This window comes from Streptomyces sp. NPDC025784 (genome assembly GCF_055558435.1).
Genome location: NZ_JBVHMN010000011.1, coordinates 332,199 through 355,840 on the forward strand (window position 1 = coordinate 332,199; position 23,642 = coordinate 355,840).

The window sequence follows — 23,642 nt, forward strand, 5'->3', positions numbered from 1 at the left end:
GAACGAGGGAGACGGACCAGTGGCCGACAACGCGCGGGCTAAGAGGCTGGCGGACCTCATCCGAGAGGTGGTGGCCCAGAAGCTGCAGCGCGGGATCAAGGACCCGCGGCTCGGTACGCACGTCACCATCACGGACACCCGGGTCACCGGGGACCTCCGGGAGGCGACCGTCTTCTACACGGTGTACGGGGACGACGAGGAGCGCGCGGCGGCCGCCGCGGGCCTGGAGAGCGCCAAGGGCGTGCTCCGCTCCGCGGTCGGCGCGGCGGCCGGCGTGAAGTTCACGCCGACCCTGACGTTCGTCGCGGACGCCCTGCCCGACACCGCCCGGACCATCGAGGACCTGCTCGACAAGGCGCGCGCCTCGGACGCGAAGGTGCGCGAGGTCTCGGCGGGCGCCACCTTCGCCGGTGACGCCGACCCGTACAAGAAGCCGGGCGAGGACGAGGACGACGCCGCCGAATGACCCAGAAGCACCGGACGCCCGACGGGCTTGTCATCGTGGACAAGCCGTCGGGCTTCACTTCGCACGACGTGGTCGCCAAGATGCGCGGGATCGCCAGGACCCGCCGCGTCGGACACGCCGGAACCCTCGACCCCATGGCGACGGGCGTGCTCGTCCTCGGCGTCGAGAAGGCGACCAAGCTCCTCGGGCACCTCGCGCTGACCGAGAAGGAGTACCTCGGCACGATCAGGCTCGGCCAGAACACGCTGACGGACGACGCGGAGGGCGAGATCACGTCGTCCACCGACGCCTCCGGCGTGAAGCGTGACGCCGTCGACGCCGGGATCGTCAAGCTGACCGGCGACATCATGCAGGTGCCGTCCAAGGTCAGCGCCATCAAGATCGACGGCGTGCGCTCGTACAAGCGGGCACGCGACGGCGAGGAATTCGAGATCCCGGCCCGGCCGGTGACGATCTCGTCGTTCGCCGTGTACGACGTCCGTGACGCCGTCGCCGAGGACGGCACGCCCGTGCTCGACCTGGTGGTCTCGGTCGTCTGCTCGTCCGGCACCTACATCCGGGCACTCGCCCGCGACCTGGGCGCGGATCTCGGCGTCGGCGGTCACCTGACCGCCCTGCGCCGCACCCGCGTCGGCCCGTACAAGCTGGACTCGGCGCGCACGCTCGACCAGCTCCAGGAGGAGCTGACCGTGATGCCGATCGCCGAAGCCGCCGCGGCCGCGTTCCCGCGCTGGGACGTGGACGCCAAGCGGGCGCGGCTGCTCCTGAACGGCGTGCGGCTGGAGATGCCCGAGGAGTACGCGGGCAAGGGCGCCGTGGCGGTCTTCGACCGCGACGGGGTCTTCCTGGCCCTCGTCGAGGAACAGCGGGGCAAGGCGAAGAGCCTGGCGGTGTTCGGCGCCTAGCTCCTCCGGCCCCCCGGGCGGGAACCGGCGCGGGGGAGTGCTGCCCGAGGAGCGGCGGTCACGGGGTCTCGTGCCCGCCGCTCCACGGTCCCCCCTCGGTTCCCCCACCCAAGGGTGTATCCATCCACCCCCGCCTGTTCACCCCTTCGGGCGGGCGCTCGGAGTGAACCGAGGGTGTGGAAGGGGGCGCGTTCACCGCGCGATCTGTCCCGCTGATCACCTCACGCCTACCTTCGGAAGAAGGAGCACGGCGGGGAGGTTCGAGCATGGCGGGACGGGGCCCGCGGACCATGGGCCGGCAACCGGCGGACGACCGCGGCGATGCGCGCGACACGGCCCTGGTGCGCATCTGCGACCTGGCGGGCCGTCCCCGCGGCACGGGTTTCGCCGCAGACCACCACGGCACGGTGATCACCAGCCACGAGGCCGTCGACGGTCTGGCCCGCCTCGTCCTGCACGCCCCCGGCGACCGCACCTGCGTCGTCACCGCCGACGCGGTCACCCCGCTCCCCGACGCCGATCTGGCACTCGTACGCACCGAAGGTCTCGGCCTCGACCCGCTCCCCGTCACCGTGCGGGACAGGATCGCGACCGGTACGTACGTCCGGATCGCCGCCGGCGGCTGGCGCGAGGCGCGGCTGCTCGGCACCTCCCCCGCCACGTACACGGCCACGGACCGTTTCCACCTCCTCGGCGACGTCCAGGAACTGGCCATCGGCACCGCGGGCGCGGACGCGCTCCGGCTGGGCGGGGGAGCGGCCGGGGGGCCGGTCCTCGACGCCACGACCGGCGCGGTCGTCGCCGTGCTCGGTACCGCCCTGCACACCGGGCACCGGGCCGCCGGCTTCGCGGTCCCGCTGCGCGGCGTGCCGGGTCTCGCCGCGCTGCTCGCCCGGAACGCGGCCTCCGTACCGGCCTACGGCGCGGACCTGAACCTGGCGGGCGCCCTGGAACTCACCGCGACCTCGGTGGGTTCGGACGGGCCGGGCGCGGCGACCACCCTCGGCTCCGGCCGCACCGGGCGCGGTCCTGTCGAACGGGCCGACGTCGTCCGGGAGTTCACTGCTTTCGAGGACGGCCCGGCCGCCGTCCTCGGGCTCGTCGGCCGGCCCGGCAGCGGCCGTACGACGGAACTGGCTGCCCTGGCCGCCCGCCGCACCTCGGGCGCCGAACCGGCCCCCACGCTGTGGCTGCGCGGCGCCGACCTGCTCGGCACCGACACCTCGGTGGCCGACGCGGCGACGCGGGCGCTGGAGAGGGCGGGCCGCATCGTGGCGGCGCCGGGGGAGGAACAGGCAGCCCCCGGGGGTCCGTCTCAGGGGGCTCCGGCGGACGGCTCACCGGCCACTGACCCGGCCGGCGACCCGGAGACGGTCCAGGGGATCCCGCCCGATGCCGGTCTCCTGCCGCCCGGCAGGTACGAGGGAGAGCTGGGCGACATCGGGCCCGAGCGGCTGGCCCGGCTGGCGCGCGAGACGGGGCGGCCCCTGCTGCTCCTCCTCGACGGCCCTGAGGAGATGCCCCCCGACCTCGCCCACCGGCTGCCCGAATGGACCGCCGGGACCGCCGACTGGCTGCGCGAGACAGGGGCACGGCTCGTCGTCGGATGCCGGGCCGAGTACTGGGAGCAGGCGGGCGCCGGCTTCCCCGCCGACCTGCTGCACGGCACGGCCGCGGGGACCGCGTCCCCGCAAGGGCGGCTGCCCGCCTGCGTACATCTGGGGGACCTGACCGAGGACGAGGCACGGCTCGTCCGGGTGCGCGCCGGGATCGCCGAAGGCGCGCTCGCCGGGGCCGACGCACGCCACCCGCTCGTCCTGCGGCTGTTCTCCGAGGTGCGGGCCGCGCTGCCCGGCCATCCGGCCGGGCGGCCCGACCGGGACGAGGTGTTCTCCGCCTACCTCGACCTGATGTGCCTGCGCGTCGCGGTGCGCCTCGCTGCGGCGAACGGCCTGCGCGGCACCGCGGTGCGCAGGCTCGCCGCCCTCGTCTCCGGCCAGGTCCACGAGGCCGCGCGGCGTTGTCTGGGCCCGGGGCAGGGCGAGCTGGACCGCGCGTCCTTCGAGACCGTCTTCCCCTGGGGGCCCGTTCCCGGAGGACGCCTCGCCGGGACCTGCGGCTGGGCCTCCGCCGTCCTCACCGAGGGCCTCCTCGTCCCCGCGGGCGACGGCTACCGGTTCGCCCACGAGGAGCTCGCCGACTGGATCCAGGGCACCCACCTCGACCTGGGGGCGGCTCTGCACGCCCTCGTGCACCGCAGGCGCCCACCGACATCGCCGCAGGTTCCCGCCCAGCGAACGGCACCCTCGCGCCGCGCCCGGCCCGCCAAGGCCGCCGACGCCCGCACGGTCCCCGTACCCCGTCACCGCATCGGCCCCGTCGTGGAGACGCTGCTCCTCCTGGCCCGGCAGCAGGGCGCCGCCGAACTGGCCCGCCGGCTGGACGACCTGGCCGACGCCGTGGACGACCTGCTGCCGAAGTCCCCCGGACCGCTCGGCGACCCCGCCTGGTGGGCGACCCGGCTCTGCGCCGAGGTGCTGCTGCGGGTGCCCGACGCGATGCCGTACCTCGGCGTGCTGCGACGGCTCGCCGAGCGGATCGTGACCTGGCGGGAGACCGGGCGGGACGTACCCGAGGAGTTCGGGCCCGGCTTCTGGGAGGCGCTGCCCGTCCCCGACACCGAGCGGTTCGACCTGCTGAGGCGCCTGGTGGTCGCGGACGAGGTGCGCCGTCCGGGGGCTGCCGGAGGCACGGAGGAACCACGCCGCCCCGGGACTCCCGGGGGCGCCGACGGGACAGCCCGGCCGGCTGCGCGTCCGACGACACCGCAGGACGGCTTCCCCGGGACCGCGGACGCCGGTGGCACCGGGGGCACCACGGATCTCGGGGGCACCGGGGACGCCGCCCGGCGCGGCGCGCGCGAGAGCGGGTTCCGCGCCGCTCCGACGGCCCCGCGCTGCCTGGACGCCGTCGCCCGACTGCTCGCCGCCGACCCCACCGCCGTACAGCGACACCTGACGGGCTGGTTCGACGACGAGCGGCCCCTCCCCGCGGCCCCGCACGCGACCGTGGCGACCGCCGCACAGGCCCTGCTGTACGCGCACCGGGGACGGGCGCTGGACGACCTGGCCGAGGCGCTGGTCGACAGCGCGCACCGACGAGGCGACGAACTGCTCGCCGTGCTGGCGGAGGAGGAGCCGTCGGCCGTGTGCCGGGCCGTGGACCGCTGGGCGCACGACGAGCGGCCCGCACGGCGCGTGGCGGCGGTGACGTACGGACTGCGGGCCGCGCCCTTCGTACGGACCGAGGCCGACCGCGAACTCCTGCGCTACGCGGCGCTCGCCCTGCTGTCCCGTCCCGCGGACTGCACCCTGCACGGCGGCGCGCTCGGCCTCCTCGTCCGAGACCCGCGCACCCGGGCCCGGTACCTCCCGCAGGCCCTGGACCGCTTCACCGCCGGCGACCCGGGCCTCCCCCCGAGCGCGCTGGTCGCGGCGCTCACCACCCACCCGGACCCCGTGCTCGACGCCATCCGGACCCGGCTGCGCGGCACGGGTCCCTGCACCGGCGAGACGCTGCGCACCCTCGCCGACGTCACCACGCCCGCCCTCGCCCGCCGCGTCGCGGCACTGGTGCGGGAAGCCGTGGAGCTGCGCCCCGACGCCGCCTCCCACGTCGCCGCGTACGTGGACCGGCGGCTGGAACAGGGGCCCGCGGTACGCGCCGTACTGCTGCCGCTGGTCGACGGTCTGCTGGACGGCTGCCGCACCCCGGTGCGCGCGGCGCTCGCCGCGGTTCTCGCGGCGCCCGGCAGCCGCTCGTCGCGCCCCCTGCGCCGCGAGCTGCTGGACCTGCTCCTCGCGCGGGAACACGACCCGGCGGTCCTCGGCAGCCTGCTCAAGGCCGCCGCGGACGGAGCGGACCGCCGGGGCGAGGAGCCCACCCGGGAACTGGTGCACCGGGCGGGCCTCCTCCTCGTGCGCACCCCGGCCGGAGCCACCGGCTTCGACCGCGGCCTCGTCGACCTGGCCCGGCACGCCCCGGGATTCGCCGTCCTGCTGGCCCGCTGGCTGACCGGTTCCCCCGAGGAATGGGCGGCGGTCGTAGGACCGAGCACCCGCCGCATGATCGAGAACCTGGCCGGAGTCCGGGTCCCCGCGTGACTGCGAGCACCGTCGGCTGCCCGCTCCGTGTCCGTGCTCCTCGTCACAGCTCGATGCCGATGCAAGCCGAACGCACACGGCATGGCACCCTTAGAGCTGCGAATGAGGCAATCACGGACTCGGGTTCGACAAGGAGCGGTCACAGTGCAGCGCTGGCGTGGCTTGGAGGACATCCCCCAGGACTGGGGGCGCAGCGTCGTCACCATCGGCTCCTACGACGGAGTCCACCGCGGGCACCAGCTGATCATCAAGCATGCCGTGGACCGCGCCCGGGAGCTGGGCGTGCCGTCCGTCGTCGTGACGTTCGACCCGCACCCGAGCGAGGTCGTGCGCCCCGGCAGCCACCCCCCGCTGCTCGCCCCGCACCACCGCCGCGCGGAGCTGATGGCCGAGTTGGGCGTGGACGCCCTGCTCATCCTTCCCTTCACCAGCGAGTTCTCGAAGCTGTCGCCCGCCGACTTCGTCGTGAAGGTCCTGGTCGACAAGCTCCACGCGAAGGCCGTCGTCGAGGGCCCGAACTTCCGCTTCGGCCACAGGGCCGCGGGCAACGTCGACTTCCTGCGCGAGCAGGGCGAGACGTACGACTTCGAGGTCGAGGTCGTCGACCTGTACGTCACGGGTGAGGCGGGCGGCGGAGAGCCGTTCTCCTCGACCCTGACCCGGCGGCTCGTCGCCGAGGGCGACGTCGAGGGCGCCCGGGAGATCCTCGGTCGCCCGCACCGCGTCGAGGGCGTCGTCGTCCGTGGCGCCCAGCGCGGCCGCGAGCTCGGCTTCCCGACGGCCAACGTCGAGACCCTCCCGCATACGGCCATCCCCGCGGACGGCGTGTACGCCGGCTGGCTGCACGTCGCGGACGAGGCGATGCCCGCCGCGATCTCCGTCGGCACGAACCCGCAGTTCGACGGTACCGAGCGCACGGTCGAGGCCTATGCCATCGACCGCGTCGGCCTCGACCTCTACGGCCTCCACGTCGCCGTCGACTTCCTCGCCTTCGTCCGCGGCCAGGCCAGGTTCGACTCGATCGAGGCGCTGCTGGAAGCCATCGGGGACGACGTGAAGCGGTCGCGCGAGCTCATCGAGGCCTACGAGGCCGACTCCGCCCCTCCGGCGTAGTCGCCCAGCCCATTGCGGTACGACGACGGGGGCGGCCGGTGCTCCGAAGCACCGGCCGCCCCCGTCGTCGTGGTCAGCCCGCGACCGTCGCCCGGGCCCAGTGGCAGGCCACCTGCGTCCCGCCGGCGCCGTCGAGCACCTCCAGGTCCCGGCCGCGGCAGGCGTCCGCCACACCTGCCCGCTCGGCCTCGCCGCTCGCGAGGATCTGGCAGCGGACGTGGAAGCGGCAGCCCGCCGGAATGCGGGACGGGTCCGGGGGCTCGCCCGTCAGCACGACCGGATCGCCCGGTGCCTCCGGCAGCACGGAGAGCAGGGCCTGGGTGTAGGGGTGCCGAGGCGTCGTCAGGACCTGCTCGACCTCGCCCGTCTCGACGATGCGGCCGAGGTACATCACCGCGACCCGGTCGGCGATGTTCCACGCCAGACCCAGGTCGTGCGTCACCACCAGGGCGGACAGGCCGAGTTCGGTGCGCAGACGCAGCAGCAGGGCGAGGATCTCGCCGCGCACCGACGCGTCCAGCGAGGCCACCGGCTCGTCGGCGACGATGAGTTCGGGCTCCAGGACGAGGGCTCCGGCGATCACCACGCGCTGGCGCTGACCGCCGGACAGCTCGTGCGGGTACCGGAGGAAGAAGCGCTCCGGCGGGCGCAGTCCGGCCCGGGAGAGGGCCTCCGCGACGGCCGCCCGCTCGTCCCCGCCGTACCCGTGGATGCGCAGGCCCTCCGCCACCGCGTCGTACACGGTGTGCCGGGGGTTGAGCGAGCCGCTCGGGTCCTGGAGGACGAGCTGGACGCGCTTGCGGTACGCCTTCAGGGCGCGCGAGGAGTAGTCGAGCGGCTTGCCGTCGAAGGTGACGTGCCCGCCGGTCGGCGGGACGAGACCGAGGAGCGAGCGCGCGAGTGTCGTCTTGCCGCAGCCCGACTCGCCGACCAGGGCGACGATCTCGCCGCGCCGGATGTCGAGGTCGACTCCGTCGACCGCCCGCGCGCGAGCGGCGCCGTTGCGTCCGGCGAACGAGACGTGCAGGTCCTGCGCGCGCAGCAGCGGAGCGGCCGGCGCGGCGGTGTCAGTGGTCATGGCGTGGTGCTCCTGGCTTCTTCCGCCGGGCTGCCCGGCTGGGGGACCGACGCGCCCGCGTGCACGCAGGCCGCCCACCTTGCTGTGCCCGCGTCGCGGAGCTCCTGGTCCTCGGTCATGCAGGAGTCCAGGGCCACCGGGCACCTCGGGTGGAACGTGCATCCGGACGGCAGCGCGGACGGGTCCGGCGGATCGCCCGGCAGTCCGCGCGGCGCGAACCGCGACGCCGTGTCGCCGATACGGGGGAAGGCGGCCGACAGGGCCTTGCCGTACGGGTGCCGGGCGTCCTCGTACACCTGCCGGGCCGGGCCCTCCTCGACGACTCGGCCCGCGTACATCACGGCGAGGCGGTCGCAGGTGTCGGCCAGCACCGCGAGGTCGTGGCTGATCATGACGAGGCCCAGGTCCTGCTCGCTGACCAGCTGCTCGATCAGACGGAGGATCTGCGCCTGGATCATCACGTCGAGCGCCGTGGTCGGCTCGTCGGCGACGACCAGCCGCGGGTCGCAGGCCAGCGCCATGGCGATCATGACGCGCTGGCGCTGACCGCCGGACAGCTCGTGCGGATAGGCGCTCGCGCGGGCGGCGGGCAGGCCGACGTGTTCGAGCAGTTCCCCGGTCTTCTTCCGGGCACCAGCGGGCGTCGCCTTCTTGTGCAGCAGGATCGGCTCGGCGATCTGGTCGCCGATGCGGTGGACCGCGTTCAGCGAGTGCATGGCGCCCTGGAAGACGATCGAGGCGCCCGCCCAGCGGACCGCCCGCACCTGCCCCCACTTCATCTTCAGGACGTCCTCGCCGTCGAGCAGGATCTCCCCGCTCGTGCGCGTCCCGGCGGGGAGCAGCCGCAGCAGCGCGAGCGCCAGCGTGGACTTGCCGCAGCCGGACTCGCCCGCGACACCGAGCTTCTGGCCCGCGTCGAGCGACAGGTCCACGCCGCGGACGGCGGCCGCGCCTCCCGCGTAGGTCACTTCGAGGTTCCTGACCTCCAACAGGGTCAACGTGCCACTCCCAGTTTGGGGTTGAGGACGGACTCGACGGCGCGCCCACACAGCGTGAACGCCAGCGCGACCACGGCGATCGCGACACCGGGCGGCACCAGGTACCACCATTTCCCGGCGCTGACCGCGCCCGCCTCCCGCGCGTCCTGGAGCAGCCCGCCCCACGACACCACCGTGGGATCACCGAGCCCGAGGAAGGCGAGGGTCGCCTCGGCGAGGATCGCGGAGGAGATGATCAGGGTCGTCTGCGCCAGCACCAGCGGCATCACATTGGGCAGGACGTGCCGGGTCATGATGTGCCAGTGTCCGCCGCCGAGCGCCTTGGCCCGTTCGATGTACGGCCGTGACTCCACCGCGAGGGTCTGTGCGCGCACCAGACGCGCCGTCGTCGGCCAGGTCGTCACGCCGATCGCCAGGATGATCGTGCCGAGCGACCGGCTCATGACGGTGGCCAGCGCGATCGCGAGGACCAGCGTGGGCATCACCAGGAACCAGTCCGTGATCCGCATCATCACGGTCGCGTACCAGCCCTTGAAGTGTCCGGCGGTGATGCCGATGAGCGCGCCGATCGCCACCGAGAGCACGGCGGCGAGCAGCCCCACGAGCAGCGAGACCCGGGCGCCCCAGACCACGAGCCCGAGCAGATTGCGCCCGAACTGGTCCGTTCCCAGGGGGAATTCGGTGCTCGGGCTCTCCATGGGGCCGCCCGGCGCGTCGGTCACGCTCTGCACGTCGGAGCCGACGGTCAGCGGCGCGGTCAGCGCGATGAGCGCGCAGAGCCCCAGGGCGGCGAGTCCGAAGACGCCGGCGTGGTGGGTGCGGTACTGCTTCCAGAAACGGGCGGCGGAATGACGGCGGCGCTGCCAGGCGAGGGCGCGGGGGCTCCTCGCCGTCGTGGGGCCGCCTTTCGAAGCCGCCGTGGGTTCGGTCGTCATCGGCCCGTCCGACTCGGTCGTGGTCATCGGCCCACCCGTGGGTCCAGCAGCGGATAGATCAGGTCGGCGAGTGTGTTCATCACGATCACGGCTGCCGCGAAGACGAAGAACAGCCCCTGCACCAGGGGCAGGTCCGGCACGCTCAGCGCCTGGTAGAAGAGCCCGCCGAGGCCCGGCCAGGAGAAGACGGTCTCGACGAGGATCACTCCCGCGACCGTCCGGCCGAGGTTGATGAAGATCAGCGTCACGGTCGGCAGCAGCGCGTTGGGCACGGCGTGCCGACGGCGTACGAGGTCGTCCCGCAGCCCCTTCGCCCTGGCGGTCGTCAGGTAGTCGCTGCCCATCTCGTCCAGCAGGGCCGACCGCGTGACGAGCAGGGTCTGCCCGTACTCGACCGCGACCAGCGTCACCACCGGGAGGATCAGATGGTGGGCCACATCCATGACGTACGCGAAGCCCTCCTTGCCCCCCGTCTCCATGCCCCCGGTGGGGAAGAGACCGGGGATGGGGCCCATGCCCACCGAGAACACGATGATGAGGAGCAGGCCCAGCCAGAAGGACGGAATGGAGTAAAGGGTCAGCGCCAGACCGGTGTTGACCCGGTCGCTCAGCCCGCCGTTGCGCCACGCGGAGCGCGTGCCGATGAAGATGCCGAGCGCGGTGTAGAGCACGAACGCCGTGCCGGTGAGCAGCAGGGTGTTCGGCAACGCCTCGGTGATCTTGTCGATGACGGGGGCCCGGAACTGGTACGAGGTGCCGAGGTCGCCGGTGAGCGCCTTGCCGCAGTAGTCCGTGAACTGCTCCCACATCGGCAGGTCGAGCCCGAACTCCTTGCGGTAGTTGGCGAGTTGCTCGGCGGACACCTGACGACCGCCCGTCATGTACTTGACGGGGTCGCCGGGGATGAGCCGGAACAGGAAGAAGCTGGTGACGAGGACGGCCAGCAGCGAGACGGCCGCGCCGCCCAACTTGCCCGCCACATAGCGCAGATACGCGGTTCTGGTACGCGCCTTGGGCCCGCGGACCGACGGTCCGGCCTCCGCCGGACCGTCGGTCGCCTCGACCAGCGAGGGTGTTGCCTCAGCGGTCATGAACTACTCATTCGCTCGTGCGTTCACGGGGACCCCGCATGCGTTCCCGGAGGTTCCCTCGGGGGCGGTGCGGGTCCTACTCACGGTCCTCGGCCGTCGAGCGCCTCCGCATCGCGAAGAACGCCCCGACGCCCACGAGGACGACGACGCCCGCGACGATGCCGATGATGACGCCCGTCGAGCTCGAACTGTCGGAGGACTCACCGGAGGCCCCCGCCGGGACCGCCGACCACCAGCTCCAGTAACCGTCCTGGCCGTAGATGTTGCCCGCGGCCTTCGGCATCGTCTCGATCGACTTGATCTGGTCGGTGCGGTAGGCCTCGACCGCGTTCGGGTACGCCATGACGTTCATGTACCCGGTGTCGTACAGCCGCGACTCCATCTGCTTGACGATGTCCGCCCGCTTGGCGGTGTCGTACTCGGCGAGCTGCTGGTCGTAGAGCTCGTCGTACTTCTTGTCACAGATGAAGTTGTCCGTGGCCCCGGTGTCCTTGGGGGTGGCGGGCAGCGCCCCGCAGGTGTGGATCGACAGGACGAAGTCGGGGTCGGGGTTGACGGACCAGCCGTCGAACGCCAGGTCGTAGGTGCCCGCCAGCCAGGGGTCGGTCACGTTGTCCAGGCAGTTGAGGGTGACACCGATGCCCAGCTTGCCGTACCACTCCTTCAGGTACTGTCCGACCGCCTTGTCGTTCGGGTCGGTGGCGTGGCAGAGGACCCGGTAGTTGATCGGCTTGCCGTTCTTCTCGACGCGCTTGCCGTCGCCGTTCTTCTTGTAGCCCGCCTCGTCGAGGAGCTTCGCGGCCCTGGCCGGGTCGTACGCCAGCTGCTGGCTCGCCTCCGGCTTCCAGAAGTACGTCGAGAAGCGCGGCGGGATGTAGCCCTCGCCCTCCACGGCGTGGCCCTGGAAGACCTTGTCGATGAGGGTCTTCCGGTCGATCGCGAGGGAGAGCGCCTGGCGCACCTTCTGGTCGAGCAGCGACTTGGCGCCGTCACCGAACTTCTTGCCGTTCTTCGCCTGGGCACCGGGGTTGGTGGCGAGCGCGTAGAAGCGGCGGCCGGGGGCGTCGTTCACCTTGATGTTCTGCTGGCTCTTGAGCGCCGTCGACTGGGCCGGCGTGAGGCCGGAGACGAAGGACACCTCGCCCTTCTGGAGGGCGGCGACGGCCGCGTCGCCGTCCTTGTAGTACTTGAAGACCAGCTCGTCGAACTTGGGGGCGCCCCGCCAGAAGCTCTTGTTGGGCTTCAGGCGTACGTAGCTGTCCGGCTTGTAGTCCGTCAGGATGAACGGCCCGTTGCCGACGATCGGGAACTGCTTGTCGTTGTTGAACTTCGTGAAGTCCCCGACCTTCTCCCAGACGTGCTTGGGCACGATCGGCACGTCGAGCGCGGCCATCGTGGCCTGCGGCTTCTTCAGCTCGATGACGAGCTTGGTGGCGCTGGGGGCCGTGACCTTCTTGAAGTTGCCGACGAAACTGCCGTTCGCGGTGGCCGCGCCCTCGTCGGTCATCATCTTGTTGAACGTCCAGGCCGCGTCCTCGGCGGTGGCCTGCTGACCGTCCGACCACTTCGAGTTCGCCCGGATCGTGTAGGTCCAGGTGAGCTTGTCGGCGGACGGCTCCCACTTGGTGGCGAGACCGGGGATCGCGTGGTTGTCCGCCGGGTCGTAGTTGGTCAGGTACTCGTACATGAGCCGGTGGATGCTCGTGCTGACCAGTCGTGACGCCAGGAACGGACTCAGCGAGTCGACGCTCTGCGCGACCGCGACGGTGAGGACCTTCTTGTTCTCCTTGGCCTGGGCCTGGTGCGGTGCCGGGTTGAGCGGGGTTGCCAGACCGGCGGTGAGGGTGAGCGCTGCGGCACCTGCGGCGGCGACGAGCCGCGGACGCAGGAGCCCTCTGTGGTGCTGATCCTGTGTGTTCATGGGTCGGTGACCTCACGTCATCGCTTGCGCAGAGATGGCTGGTTGAACGACTTGATCGGGATGGCGCCGGCGGGGTTGATGTGTGTGTCTATCAGCGGCGGTCGACGCGAGTCAACGGCGCATGAACCCCGTGTGGCCTGCGGAAATAACGAGTTGGCGCGGATTTTTCGCTCATTGGTTCAGACCGGTGAAGCCGCCCTGGTGACGGCCTGACGGCTCAAGACGTCCCTGCACACACGAAGGGCCCGCTCCGTCCGTGGACGGTGCGGGCCCGAGCGTGAATCGGTCCCTCAGGAGGGGCCGATCGGGTTACTGCTGAGGCGGCGGGGGCGGCGTCTGGCCCTGGTGCGGCTGGTACGGCTGCCCCGGCGCCGGCTGCGCGGGCTGGTAAGGCTGCCCGGGCTGCGCGTAAGGCTGTCCCGGCTGCGGCTGCGGCTGCGGCTGCTGGGCCTGGCTCTGGGGGGCCTGCGGCGGCAGACCCGGCTGCGGGTACGCCTGACCGGGCTGCGGCGGGTAGGGCTGTCCCGGCTGCGGGTAGGGCTGGCCGGGCCGGCCGTAGGGCTGTCCGGGCTGCGGACCACTCGGCTGCGGAACCTGCCCGGGGTTGTGCTGCCCTGGAGCCTGCTGTCCGGGGACGGGCTGCCCGGGCACGTACTGACCCGGCATCGGCGGGGCGGCCACCGGCGGCGGGTTGCCGTCGTTCGTCCACAGCCCGTGCGACTGCTGGTGCCGCGCGAAGTCCTCGGCCACCATTGCCGAGAGGTTGAAGTAGGCCTCCCGCACCTTGGGCCGCATCATGTCGAGGTCGACCTCGGCACCCGCGGACAGGTGCTCGTCGAACGGCACGACCACGACGCCGCGGCAGCGCGTCTCGAAGTGGCTGACGATGTCGTCCACCTTGATCATCTTGCCGGTCTCGCGCACTCCGGAGATCACCGTGATGGACCGGGACACGAGGTCCGCGTACCCGTGCGCGGACAGCCAGTCCAGCGTCGTACTGGCGCTGCTCGCACCGTCGACGGACGGCGTCGAGATGATGATGAGCTGGTCGGCGAGGTCGAGCACACCGCGCATGGCGCTGTACAGCAGACCGGTACCCGAGTCGGTCAGGATGATCGGGTACTGCTTGCCCAGTACGTCGATCGCACGCCGGTAGTCCTCGTCGTTGAAGGTCGTGGACACGGCCGGGTCGACGTCGTTGGCGATGATCTCCAGCCCGGAGGGGGCCTGGGAGGTGAACCGCCGGATGTCCATGTACGAGTTGATGTAAGGGATCGCCTGGACGAGGTCACGGATCGTGGCGCCGGTCTCGCGGCGCACGCGGCGGCCGAGCGTACCGGCGTCCGGGTTGGCGTCGATCGCGAGGATCTTGTCCTGACGCTCGCTGGCGAGCGTCGCACCGAGCGCGGTGGTGGTGGTCGTCTTGCCCACACCGCCCTTGAGGCTGATCACGGCGATGCGGTAGCACGACAGCACCGGTGTGCGGATCAGCTCCAGCTTCCGCTGCCGCTCGGCCTCCTCCTTCTTGCCGCCCAGCTTGAACCGCGACGACGCGGCGGCGGGACGACCGCTCTTGGGCCTCTGCTTCTTGTTGTTGAGCAGTCGGTCGGAGGAGAGCTCCACCGCGGCGGTGTAGCCGAGCGGGGCCGCGCCCGGGTTGGTGGGCTGGCGCTGGTCGTGCTGCACGGGCTGCGGCCAGGCCGTCCCCGTACGGGGGTCGACGGGAGCGGTACCCGTGGGCTGCTGCGGCACGTGCGGGGCGGCGGGCTGCGGCTGCTGCTGCGCCGGTCCCGGCTGGGCCGGGTGGGGAGGAGCCGCCTGCGCCGACGGGAGCGGCGACGGCGCCGCGCCGGGCACCTCCGAGTGCGCGGGCGCCGCGGACGGCCGGGGGAGGTCGTAGCCGGGCTGCGGGACAGGGGCGGCGGGGGCCTGCGGGAATCCGTAGCCCTGCTGCGCACCCTGGGCCTGCGGTGCTGCCGGGGGCGTGGTCGGCTGCGGGAAGCCGTAACCGGGAGCCGGGGCAGGCGGGTTGGGCGCCGGCGCGTCCTGGGCCGCCGTGCTCTGCTGCGGGAAGCCGTAACCGGAGCCCGGAGCGGGCGGGTTGGCGGCAGCCGGGGCCGGCGGTTCAGGGGTGGCGGCCGGGGTCGGCGCGGGGGCCGGAGCGCCCGGCTGCGGGAAGCCGTAGCTGCCCTGCGGGGTGGGGCTCGGGGCCGGAGTGCTCGGCTGGGGGAAGCCGTAGCTGCCCTGCGGCGGGACTGGAGCGGGGGCCGCGGCGGGCGCTTCGGGAGCAGGGGCGCCCGGCGCCGGTGCGTGACTCTGCGGCGGAACCGGAACGGGGTTGCCGTGGGCGGGCGGTGTCACCGACATGGGTCCCTGCGCCGGCGGCGTCGACGCGGGCCCACCGGAAGAGGGCCACGCGGGAGGCGCCGGCTGCGGGGCCGGCGGCTGGAACGGCCGGCCGGGAGCCGGGGCGGGCGCGGGAGGCTGGAAGGCCTGGCCGGGCGCCGGGGCGGGCATCGGGGGCTGGAAGGGCTGCCCGGGCGCCGGCGCGGGCGGCTGGAACGGATGTCCCGGGGCGGGCGCCGACGGCTGGAACTGCGGCGGCGTCCGTGCCTGGGCCGGCTCGGCCCCCGAGGGCTCGGGCTTCGCGGGCTCGTCGGACGCCGGCCACTGGGCCGCGGGAGCGGGAGCGGCGGGCTGGTACGCGGGCGGCAGGGGCGGCAGCCCGCCCTGCGGCAGCGGCGGGGGAGCCCAGGCGGGAGGCGCGTCCTGCACGCCCTCGGGCGCGCCGGGTCGGTCGACGGGCACGGCGTCCTGGGGCACGTCCAGCGGCCGGGCGTCCTCGGGCTCCGCTTCGGCCGCCTCGGCATCCTGCGGCACCGCGTCGCTCACGTCGTCACGGCTCTCGTCGCCCGCCTCGTCGCGTACGTCGTCATGGACGGCCTCGCTCACGCCGCCGTCCACCGCGTCGGCGGGGACCACGTCGTGCGGTACGGCGTCGGCGGCCTCGTCGCCCGCGCCGGCGGACACCGGCGCCACGGCGTCCGCGACGACATCGGGCTCTCCGGAAGCGTCGGAACCGTCCGAAGCGTCGGAACCGTCCGAAGCGTCGGAGGTGTCAGAGGCATCGGCGACACCAGGCGCATCGGCGACATCAGGCCCGTCGGCGACATCGGAGGCGTCGACGGAGTCGGCCGTACCGGACGCGTCGTCCACCGCCCCGGCAGCCTCCGCCGTCGGCTCGTCCGCCGCGGCGTCCTCGGCACCCACGTCGGAGCCGCCGTCCACGACGCCCTCGGGGTCGGCAGCGGCGTCCGCCTCGCTCGCCGTCCCCGGTGCGTCCTCCTGTGCGTCGGCATGCCGCACGTCGTCACCGACGTGGGCCTCCGCTGCTTCGGAAGTCTCGGAAGCGTCCGCGACGGAGTCGGCGTCCGACGCGGCGGAGCCGGGTGCGGACGTGACGCGGGCCGCGGCCGGAGCATCCGGGTCCGGCTCGGACCCCTCCCCGGACCCGTCCGCGTTCTCGGGCTGCTCCTGGCCCGCGGCGGCACGTTCCGCGAACTCCCGCTTCAGCGCGACAGGAGAGATCCGCATGGTGGCGCCGCTCTCCAGGTCCCCATTGCCGGACTCGATCTCGTCGGAGGCGCCCAGGGGAGCGACGGGGGCCGGCGGCGGAACCGGGGCCACCGGAGCGGCCGGAGGCGGCGCCCACTGGCTCTGGTACCCGCCCACGGGAATGTTCGGCAGCGCCGTCGGACTGCCGGCGTCCGCGACGGGCGCCGCACCCGGAGCCTGCGAGGCAGGTGCCTCCGCCGTCTCCGGCGCCGCTGAAAGGTCGTCAGAAGCCGCGGGGCCCGAAGGAGCCTCGGTCACCGGGGGAGTTGACGGAGCCGAGGAGTCCGCAGCCGTCGAGGGAGCCGGAGCCGCCTCCTCCTCCGCGCCACCGGAGTTCGCCGGAGTCCCCGACGCGTTCTGCGTGTACCAGGCGGGCGGCGCGTAGTCGATGGTGAACTCGCCCGTCGTCTCGACGGCGGACTCCGCGTCGGACTGGTCATCGCCGGGTGTGGCCCAGCCCCCGCGGATCCCGTCCCGATCGCTGTTCACAATTCCTCCTGGTGTGGTCGAGCACCCTCAAGCCGTGCCGGGGCGACCGTTTTCTTGTCGTCCGCCGGCGTCCGTTGACGCTTTTGGTCGTCCGAAGTCGTACGAGGTCGTCCGAATTGACCCGGCTCCCCCTGAGACGCGATCGGCCCCTCCACGGGTTCTGGCGTCGCGCCCTGTCCCAGCCTAATCACCATGACTGTCACAAGGGCAGGCCCGTCCACCCCACCGCGGCCGCCCGCTACGTCACACCCTGCCCAGAAGTTGCTTGCGCACGCTCACGATTGACCTTCAATGCGGACAAACGAAGCCATCGCGACAGACCCGCTGCCCGCTGTATGTACACGATCAAGCGGCATGCATAGTTGGGGGTTCCCCCGCCACCGAACGGTTCCCTCCGAAAGGACTTCTCCGCGTGAGCTTCGGCCCGCCTCCCTCCCCGTACACCCAGTCCGCGTTGACGGCGGACAACGAGCGAAGACGGCGCCGCACAAGGCTGTTCGGCGTCGTGGCCGCCGTACTCGTCGTGGCGCTGTGCGCGGGCGGCTGGCTCCTCATGCACGCGAACGGTGACGACGGCCCGTCGAAGAAGGCGGTGGCCGTCCCGCAGGCCCCTGACGAGATCAGGGAGACGGTCGAGCGGGTCCCCCGCACCCCGGAGGGTGAACTCGTCGTCGACCACGACGAGGAGAAGTTCAAGGACGACGAGACGCGGTACGCCCCCGGCACCTGGGCGACCGACAAGATCTTCGCCAAGGGCATCAAGAACCAGCTCATGGGCTTCAAGTTCGGCGAGTGGGACAAGAAGGCCTGGACCATCGAGCTGGACGGGCACATCTGCGCGACGACGAAGCACGTCACCGCGGACGGGCGTACCGCCGTCGTCGTCCAGCCGGCCAAGCGCAAGGGCACCAAGGACGCCGGTGTCTGCGACGAGGTCGTCTTCTTCGACCTCGACACCGGCAAGAAGCTGTGGACGGCGACGATGCCCGACGCGAAGAGCGCGTACGTCACCAACACGAACCTCACCATGGCGCGTGGCACGGTCGCGGTGGCGTGGGGCAACGGCTCCGTCGCCTACGGCATGGCCGACGGCAAGCAGTTGTGGAAGAGCACCGGTGTCACCACGTGCGAGGACAAGGGGTTCGCGGGCGGCCGCAGTCTGCTGGTCCTGCTGCGCTGCGGAGACGAGTCCGAGCACGCGTACCGGGTGCAGAAGATCGACCCGCGCACCGGGAAGCCGCAGTGGACCTACAAGATGACGAAGAACATCTCGGAGGTCTACCTGCCGTCCTCCGATCCACCGGTCATCGCCGTCGGCGCGGGGGACTACACGGTGACCGACCTGATCACCCTGGACGACCAGGGCCGCCACAGCGCCACCATCTCCATGAAGGGCGGCCGTTTCGACCCGATGTGCGGCAGCTCCTTCGACGGGACGCAGTACTTCGGAGCCATGGAGAACTGCTACGCGCTGGTCGTGGGCAAGGACGCGTTGTTCGTCGCGAGCAAGGACGACGGCGAGATCGACCAGCCGGAGAACTGGATCGTGGCCTACGACGTGCATACGGGCAAGAGCCTGCGGAAGTTCGACGGACGGCCGCTCCAGCCGCTGTGGCCCGTGAAGATGAACGGGGACCAGCTCCTGGCCTACCGGCCGAGTGCCGACACCGTCGGACCCGCCGCCGTCGTGAGCATCGATCCCGCCACCGGGAAGCAGACGCCGTTCCTCTTCTTCAATCTGCCGGACGGCACCACTCGCATGGAGACCCCCGAGTGGTCCGACATCCTCTTCGAGCACGGCAGGGCGTTCTTCTCGCCCCGCCAGCTCTCGGCGTCCGCCGCGCACCCCGACGACCCGGTGCCGGCCGCGGTCGGCATCGGCAACGTGCGCTGACCCGTCACGGCGAAGACCGACCGGTCACGACGCGGGAGGCCCACCCGTCACGACGCGGGAGGCCCACCCGTCACAGAGACGAGGGCCGGCGCGGAGACACGGTCCCGCGCCGGCCCTCGTCCGTCCCCGTCTGCCCCTCGCACCGCGGTGCCTCCGGGACCGCTAGAGCGTCGCCGGACCACCGTTGTGCGGCGCGGGTTCCAGGTCGAACTCCCCGTCCCGCGCGCCGAGCACGAAGGCCCGCCACTCCGCCTCCGTGTACCGAAGGACCGTGTCCGGGTCGAGGGAGGACCGCATGGCCACCGCGCCCTCGGGCAGATACGCGATCTCGACCCGCTCCTCGTGCTCCTCCGTACCCGGGGCGCTGTGCCATTCGACGCCCGAGATGTCGAGGGCGTAGAGCTCGTTCTTCTCCCGCTCCTTGCGCGCCTTCACGTCCTTGTCCGCTTCCTCGGCCATGTTCCGGCGGCCCCTTCCCCACGTGCGAATGACCTGTGCCGTCACAGTAGTGGCCAGGTCCGCGCGGTCGGCCGGGTTCGGGGAGGCGGACGGGCCGGTCCTGCCGGGCTGGTACCCTGTGTGACGGCCGTTTGTGTACGCACCCCCGGAGCCTCGCGCTCTGGAGGCCGCGCCCAGCGGATCCCCGCCTCCCGAGTAACGGAAGCTCCCCTGAGAAGTGGACCAGGGGCACTCGGTGGCCACTCAGAGACTACGAGGAGTACGCGTGTCGCTCGACGCCGCTACGAAGAAGCAGATCATCAGCGAGTTCGGTCAGAAGGAGGGCGACACCGGCTCCCCCGAGGTCCAGGTCGCCATGCTCTCGCGCCGCATCTCGGACCTGACCGAGCACCTCAAGACCCACAAGCACGACCACCACTCCCGCCGTGGTCTGCTGATCCTGGTCGGTCAGCGTCGCCGCCTGCTGCAGTACCTGGCCAAGAAGGACATCCAGCGCTTCCGTGCGCTGGTCGACCGCCTGGGCATCCGCCGCGGTGCGGCGGGCGCCAAGTAAGACGCCGTGAAGGGAGCGGTTCCCACATCTTTTGGGGACCGCTCCTTTTGCTGTACGTGCTGCTGTACGTCTCTGTACGTGCGGAGTGTCACTGACGCTTTGTAGTGTGGTAGCACAACGCAATACGCAGGACACAGCACGTACGACACAGCGTGATGGGGCCGTGCCCGCCGGGTAGGGCCCGTCACGACACGAACGAGGAGAAGCGCACCTCGCCGCCGCCGGTCCTCGGTAGTGGCCCCCGGGGGGAAGCGAGCCCCGGGTGCTTCGATCGAAGACCGGCCCGCACCAGAAGGCGCGTCTCTCCGCCACCGTCCCCCTGCCACACGGGCAGGACAGGACGAAGACGAGGAGAAAACGCTAGTGGAGAACGAGACCCACTACGCCGAGGCCGTCATCGACAACGGCTCCTTCGGCACCCGCACCATCCGCTTCGAGACGGGCCGCCTGGCCAAGCAGGCTGCCGGCTCCGCCGTCGCGTACCTGGACGACGACACCATGGTGCTGTCGGCCACCAGCGCTTCCAAGAAGCCCAAGGACCAGCTCGACTTCTTCCCCCTCACGGTGGACGTCGAGGAGCGGATGTACGCCGCCGGCAAGATCCCCGGCAGCTTCTTCCGCCGTGAGGGCCGTCCCTCCGAGGACGCGGTCCTCACCTGCCGTCTCATCGACCGTCCGCTGCGTCCGTCCTTCAAGAAGGGCCTTCGCAACGAGATCCAGGTCGTCGCCACGATCATGGCGCTCAACCCCGACCACCTGTACGACGTCGTGGCGATCAACGCCGCCTCCGCGTCCACGCAGCTGGCCGGTCTGCCCTTCTCCGGCCCGGTCGGCGGCGTCCGCGTCGCGCTGATCAACGGCCAGTGGGTCGCTTTCCCGACGCACACCGAGCTCGAGGACGCAGTCTTCGACATGGTCGTCGCCGGTCGCGTCCTGGAGGACGGCGACGTCGCGATCATGATGGTCGAGGCCGAGGCCACCGCCAAGACGATCCAGCTGGTCAAGGGCGGCGCCGAGGCGCCGACCGAGGAGGTCGTGGCCGCCGGCCTCGACGCCGCGAAGCCCTTCATCAAGGTCCTGTGCAAGGCGCAGTCGGACCTCGCCGCGAAGGCCGCCAAGCCGACCGCCGAGTTCCCGATCTTCCTGGACTACGAGGACGACGTCCTCGAGGCCCTGACCGCCGCGGTCAAGAGCGAGCTCGCACAGGCGCTCACCATCGCCGGCAAGCAGGACCGCGAGGCCGAGCTGGACCGCGTCAAGGAGATCGCCGCCGAGAAGCTGCTCCCGCAGTTCGAGGGCCGCGAGAAGGAGATCTCCGCCGCGTACCGCGCGCTGACCAAGAAGCTGGTCCGCGAGCGCGTCATCAAGGACAAGATCCGCATCGACGGCCGCGGCGTCACGGACATCCGTACGCTCGCCGCCGAGGTCGAGGCCATCCCGCGGGTCCACGGTTCGGCGCTGTTCGAGCGTGGCGAGACCCAGATCCTGGGCGTCACCACCCTCAACATGCTCCGCATGGAGCAGCAGCTGGACACCCTTTCCCCGGTGACCCGCAAGCGCTACATGCACAACTACAACTTCCCGCCCTACTCCGTCGGTGAGACGGGCCGCGTCGGCTCCCCGAAGCGTCGCGAGATCGGCCACGGCGCGCTCGCCGAGCGTGCGCTCGTGCCGGTCCTGCCGACCCGCGAGGAGTTCCCCTACGCGATCCGTCAGGTGTCCGAGGCCCTCGGCTCCAACGGCTCGACGTCCATGGGCTCGGTCTGCGCCTCCACCATGTCGCTGCTGAACGCCGGTGTGCCCCTCAAGGCCCCCGTCGCCGGTATCGCCATGGGCCTGATCTCCCAGGAGATCGACGGCCAGACGCACTACGTCGCCCTCACCGACATCCTCGGTGCCGAGGACGCGTTCGGTGACATGGACTTCAAGGTCGCCGGCACGAAGGACTTCGTCACGGCCCTCCAGCTGGACACGAAGCTCGACGGCATCCCGGCGTCGGTCCTGGCCGCCGCGCTCAAGCAGGCCCGTGACGCCCGCCTCCACATCCTCGACGTGATGATGGAAGCGATCGACACGCCGGACGAGATGTCCCCGAACGCCCCGCGGATCATCACCGTCAAGATCCCCGTGGACAAGATCGGTGAGGTCATCGGCCCCAAGGGCAAGATGATCAACCAGATCCAGGAGGACACCGGCGCCGAGATCACGATCGAGGACGACGGCACCATCTACATCGGTGCCGCCGACGGCCCGGCCGCCGAGGCCGCCCGCGCCACGATCAACGGCATCGCCAACCCGACCATGCCGGAGGTCGGCGAGCGCTACCTGGGCACCGTCGTGAAGACGACGACCTTCGGTGCGTTCGTGTCGCTGCTCCCGGGCAAGGACGGTCTGCTGCACATCTCGCAGATCCGCAAGCTCGCCGGCGGCAAGCGCGTGGAGAACGTCGAGGACGTCCTCGGTGTGGGCCAGAAGGTCCAGGTCGAGATCGCCGAGATCGACTCCCGCGGCAAGCTCTCCCTGATCCCCGTGGTCGAGGGCGAAGGCGACGATGAGAAGAAGGACGACACCGACAAGTGACGTCGAGTAGCTCCACGACGACGGCCCGCACCTCTTCGGAGGCGCGGGCCGTCGCCCGTACCCAAACCCTCATCAAGGGTGAGAACGGCATCGGCACGGTCCGCAAGACCACCCTCCCCGGTGGCCTGCGCATCGTCACCGAGACTCTGCCCTCGGTCCGCTCCGCCACCTTCGGCATCTGGGCGCACGTGGGCTCCCGCGACGAGACGCCGTCGCTGAACGGCGCCACGCACTACCTGGAGCACCTGCTCTTCAAGGGAACCGCCCGCCGGTCCGCCCTGGACATCTCCGCCGCCCTAGACGCGGTCGGCGGCGAGATGAACGCGTTCACGGCGAAGGAGTACACGTGCTACTACGCGCGCGTGCTCGACACCGACCTCCCGCTCGCCATCGACGTGGTCTGCGACATGCTCACCGGCTCGCTCATCCTCGAGGACGACGTGAACGTGGAGCGCGGCGCCATCCTCGAAGAGATCGCGATGACCGAGGACGACCCGGGCGACTGCGTGCACGACCTGTTCGCGCACACGATGTTCGGCGACAACCCCCTCGGCCGCCCGGTCCTCGGCACGGTCGACACCGTCAACGCCCTCACCGCGGACCGCATCCGCCGCTTCTACAAGAAGCACTACGACCCGACGCACCTGGTCGTGGCCTGCGCGGGCAACGTCGACCACAACAAGGTGGTCCGCCAGGTCCGTGCCGCCTTCGAGAAGGCCGGCGCGTTCCGGAGCCCCGCCGCGACCCCCATCGCCCCGCGCGACGGCCGCCGGTCCATCCGCACCTCGGGCCGTGTCGAGCTCCTCGGCCGCAAGACCGAGCAGGCCCACGTCGTTCTCGGCATGCCCGGCCTGGCCCGCACGGACGACCGCCGCTGGGCGCTCGGCGTGCTGAACACCGCCCTCGGCGGCGGCATGTCCTCGCGCCTCTTCCAGGAGGTCCGTGAGAAGCGCGGCCTGGCCTACAGCGTGTACTCGTACACCTCGGGCTTCGCCGACTGCGGCCTCTTCGGCGTGTACGCGGGCTGCCGCCCGAGCCAGGTCCACGACGTGCTCAAGCTCTGCCGCGACGAGCTCGACCAGGTCGCCGAGCACGGCCTCTCGGACGACGAGATCGGCCGCGCCGTCGGCCAGCTCCAAGGCTCCACCGTCCTCGGTCTGGAGGACACCGGTGCGCTGATGAACCGTATCGGCAAGAGTGAGCTGTGCTGGGGCGAGCAGATGTCCGTCGACGACATGCTGGCCCGGATAGCCGCGGTCACCCCGGACGAGGTCCGGTCGGTCGCCCGCGACATCCTGGGACAGCGTCCCTCGCTGTCGGTCATCGGCCCGCTCAAGGACAAGCAGGCGTCCCGTCTGCACGAAGCGGTCGCGTAAATCCCG

General features: G+C 71.8%; 15 protein-coding genes. 8 read left to right on the forward strand and 7 right to left on the reverse strand.

Going from position 1 to position 23,642, the window contains the following annotated elements; translation table 11 throughout:
• Nucleotides 1-19: 19 nt before the first annotated feature.
• The 4 genes from rbfA (at nucleotide 20) to ACZ4IF_RS25620 (ending at nucleotide 6,647) form a co-directional block, all read left to right on the forward strand.
• On the forward strand, nucleotides 20-466 hold the full coding sequence (gene rbfA / locus ACZ4IF_RS25605) for a 30S ribosome-binding factor RbfA (RefSeq protein ID WP_095937010.1): 447 nt from the start codon (nucleotides 20-22) through the stop codon (nucleotides 464-466).
• The gene (truB, locus tag ACZ4IF_RS25610) at nucleotides 463-1,371 is read left to right on the forward strand and encodes a tRNA pseudouridine(55) synthase TruB (protein WP_467566643.1); all 909 of its coding nucleotides are present in this window, start codon (nucleotides 463-465) and stop codon (nucleotides 1,369-1,371) included. The genes rbfA and truB overlap by 4 nt, the downstream gene beginning before the upstream one ends.
• Nucleotides 1,372-1,637: 266 nt before the next feature.
• Nucleotides 1,638-5,534: a trypsin-like peptidase domain-containing protein gene (locus ACZ4IF_RS25615; RefSeq protein WP_467566646.1), complete on the forward strand. Its 3,897-nt coding sequence runs from the start codon at nucleotides 1,638-1,640 to the stop codon at nucleotides 5,532-5,534.
• Nucleotides 5,535-5,678: 144 nt separating this feature from the next.
• Complete coding sequence (locus tag ACZ4IF_RS25620) at nucleotides 5,679-6,647, forward strand: bifunctional riboflavin kinase/FAD synthetase (protein ID WP_467566648.1); 969 nt, start codon at nucleotides 5,679-5,681, stop codon at nucleotides 6,645-6,647.
• 73 nt (nucleotides 6,648-6,720) lie between these two features.
• On the opposite strand, the gene ACZ4IF_RS25625 is transcribed toward ACZ4IF_RS25620, so the two are convergent.
• The 6 genes from ACZ4IF_RS25625 to ACZ4IF_RS25650 all read right to left on the reverse strand — a co-directional run bounded on the left by ACZ4IF_RS25625 (nucleotide 6,721) and on the right by ACZ4IF_RS25650 (nucleotide 16,774).
• Complete coding sequence (locus ACZ4IF_RS25625) at nucleotides 6,721-7,725, reverse strand: ABC transporter ATP-binding protein (RefSeq protein ID WP_467566650.1); 1,005 nt, start codon at nucleotides 7,723-7,725, stop codon at nucleotides 6,721-6,723.
• A complete protein-coding gene (locus ACZ4IF_RS25630) occupies nucleotides 7,722-8,723 on the reverse strand; it encodes an ABC transporter ATP-binding protein (protein ID WP_467566653.1) in 1,002 nt (333 codons plus the stop codon). Before ACZ4IF_RS25630 ends, ACZ4IF_RS25625 begins: the two co-directional genes overlap by 4 nt.
• Nucleotides 8,720-9,658, reverse strand: coding sequence for an ABC transporter permease (locus ACZ4IF_RS25635; RefSeq protein ID WP_359492478.1), 939 nt, complete (start codon nucleotides 9,656-9,658; stop codon nucleotides 8,720-8,722). Before ACZ4IF_RS25635 ends, ACZ4IF_RS25630 begins: the two co-directional genes overlap by 4 nt.
• Before the next feature lie 23 nt (nucleotides 9,659-9,681).
• Complete coding sequence (locus ACZ4IF_RS25640) at nucleotides 9,682-10,749, reverse strand: ABC transporter permease (protein WP_467566656.1); 1,068 nt, start codon at nucleotides 10,747-10,749, stop codon at nucleotides 9,682-9,684.
• 76 nt (nucleotides 10,750-10,825) lie between these two features.
• A complete protein-coding gene (locus ACZ4IF_RS25645) occupies nucleotides 10,826-12,670 on the reverse strand; it encodes an ABC transporter substrate-binding protein (protein ID WP_467566659.1) in 1,845 nt (614 codons plus the stop codon).
• A 309-nt stretch (nucleotides 12,671-12,979) separates the two neighbouring features.
• Nucleotides 12,980-16,774, reverse strand: a complete 3,795-nt coding sequence (locus tag ACZ4IF_RS25650) for an SCO5717 family growth-regulating ATPase (RefSeq protein WP_467566661.1) — start codon at nucleotides 16,772-16,774, stop codon at nucleotides 12,980-12,982.
• Nucleotides 16,775-17,186: 412 nt separating this feature from the next.
• Here ACZ4IF_RS25650 and ACZ4IF_RS25655 point away from each other — a divergent pair, with 412 nt between their 5' ends.
• Nucleotides 17,187-18,668 (forward strand): outer membrane protein assembly factor BamB family protein, encoded by a 1,482-nt coding sequence (locus ACZ4IF_RS25655; RefSeq protein ID WP_467566664.1) that lies wholly within the window; start codon nucleotides 17,187-17,189, stop codon nucleotides 18,666-18,668.
• A 162-nt stretch (nucleotides 18,669-18,830) separates the two neighbouring features.
• On the opposite strand, the gene ACZ4IF_RS25660 is transcribed toward ACZ4IF_RS25655, so the two are convergent.
• Nucleotides 18,831-19,127, reverse strand: coding sequence for a DUF397 domain-containing protein (locus tag ACZ4IF_RS25660; protein ID WP_095937019.1), 297 nt, complete (start codon nucleotides 19,125-19,127; stop codon nucleotides 18,831-18,833).
• 265 nt (nucleotides 19,128-19,392) lie between these two features.
• Between ACZ4IF_RS25660 and rpsO the strand changes: the two genes are divergently transcribed.
• From rpsO to ACZ4IF_RS25675, 3 genes are all read left to right on the forward strand, one after another.
• Complete coding sequence (gene rpsO / locus ACZ4IF_RS25665; protein ID WP_037741887.1) at nucleotides 19,393-19,680, forward strand: 30S ribosomal protein S15; 288 nt, start codon at nucleotides 19,393-19,395, stop codon at nucleotides 19,678-19,680.
• A gap of 363 nt (nucleotides 19,681-20,043) precedes the next feature.
• The gene (locus ACZ4IF_RS25670) at nucleotides 20,044-22,260 is read left to right on the forward strand and encodes a polyribonucleotide nucleotidyltransferase (RefSeq protein ID WP_467566667.1); all 2,217 of its coding nucleotides are present in this window, start codon (nucleotides 20,044-20,046) and stop codon (nucleotides 22,258-22,260) included.
• Nucleotides 22,257-23,636, forward strand: coding sequence for a M16 family metallopeptidase (locus ACZ4IF_RS25675; RefSeq protein WP_467566670.1), 1,380 nt, complete (start codon nucleotides 22,257-22,259; stop codon nucleotides 23,634-23,636). The genes ACZ4IF_RS25670 and ACZ4IF_RS25675 overlap by 4 nt, the downstream gene beginning before the upstream one ends.
• The last annotated feature ends 6 nt before the right edge of the window (nucleotides 23,637-23,642 follow it).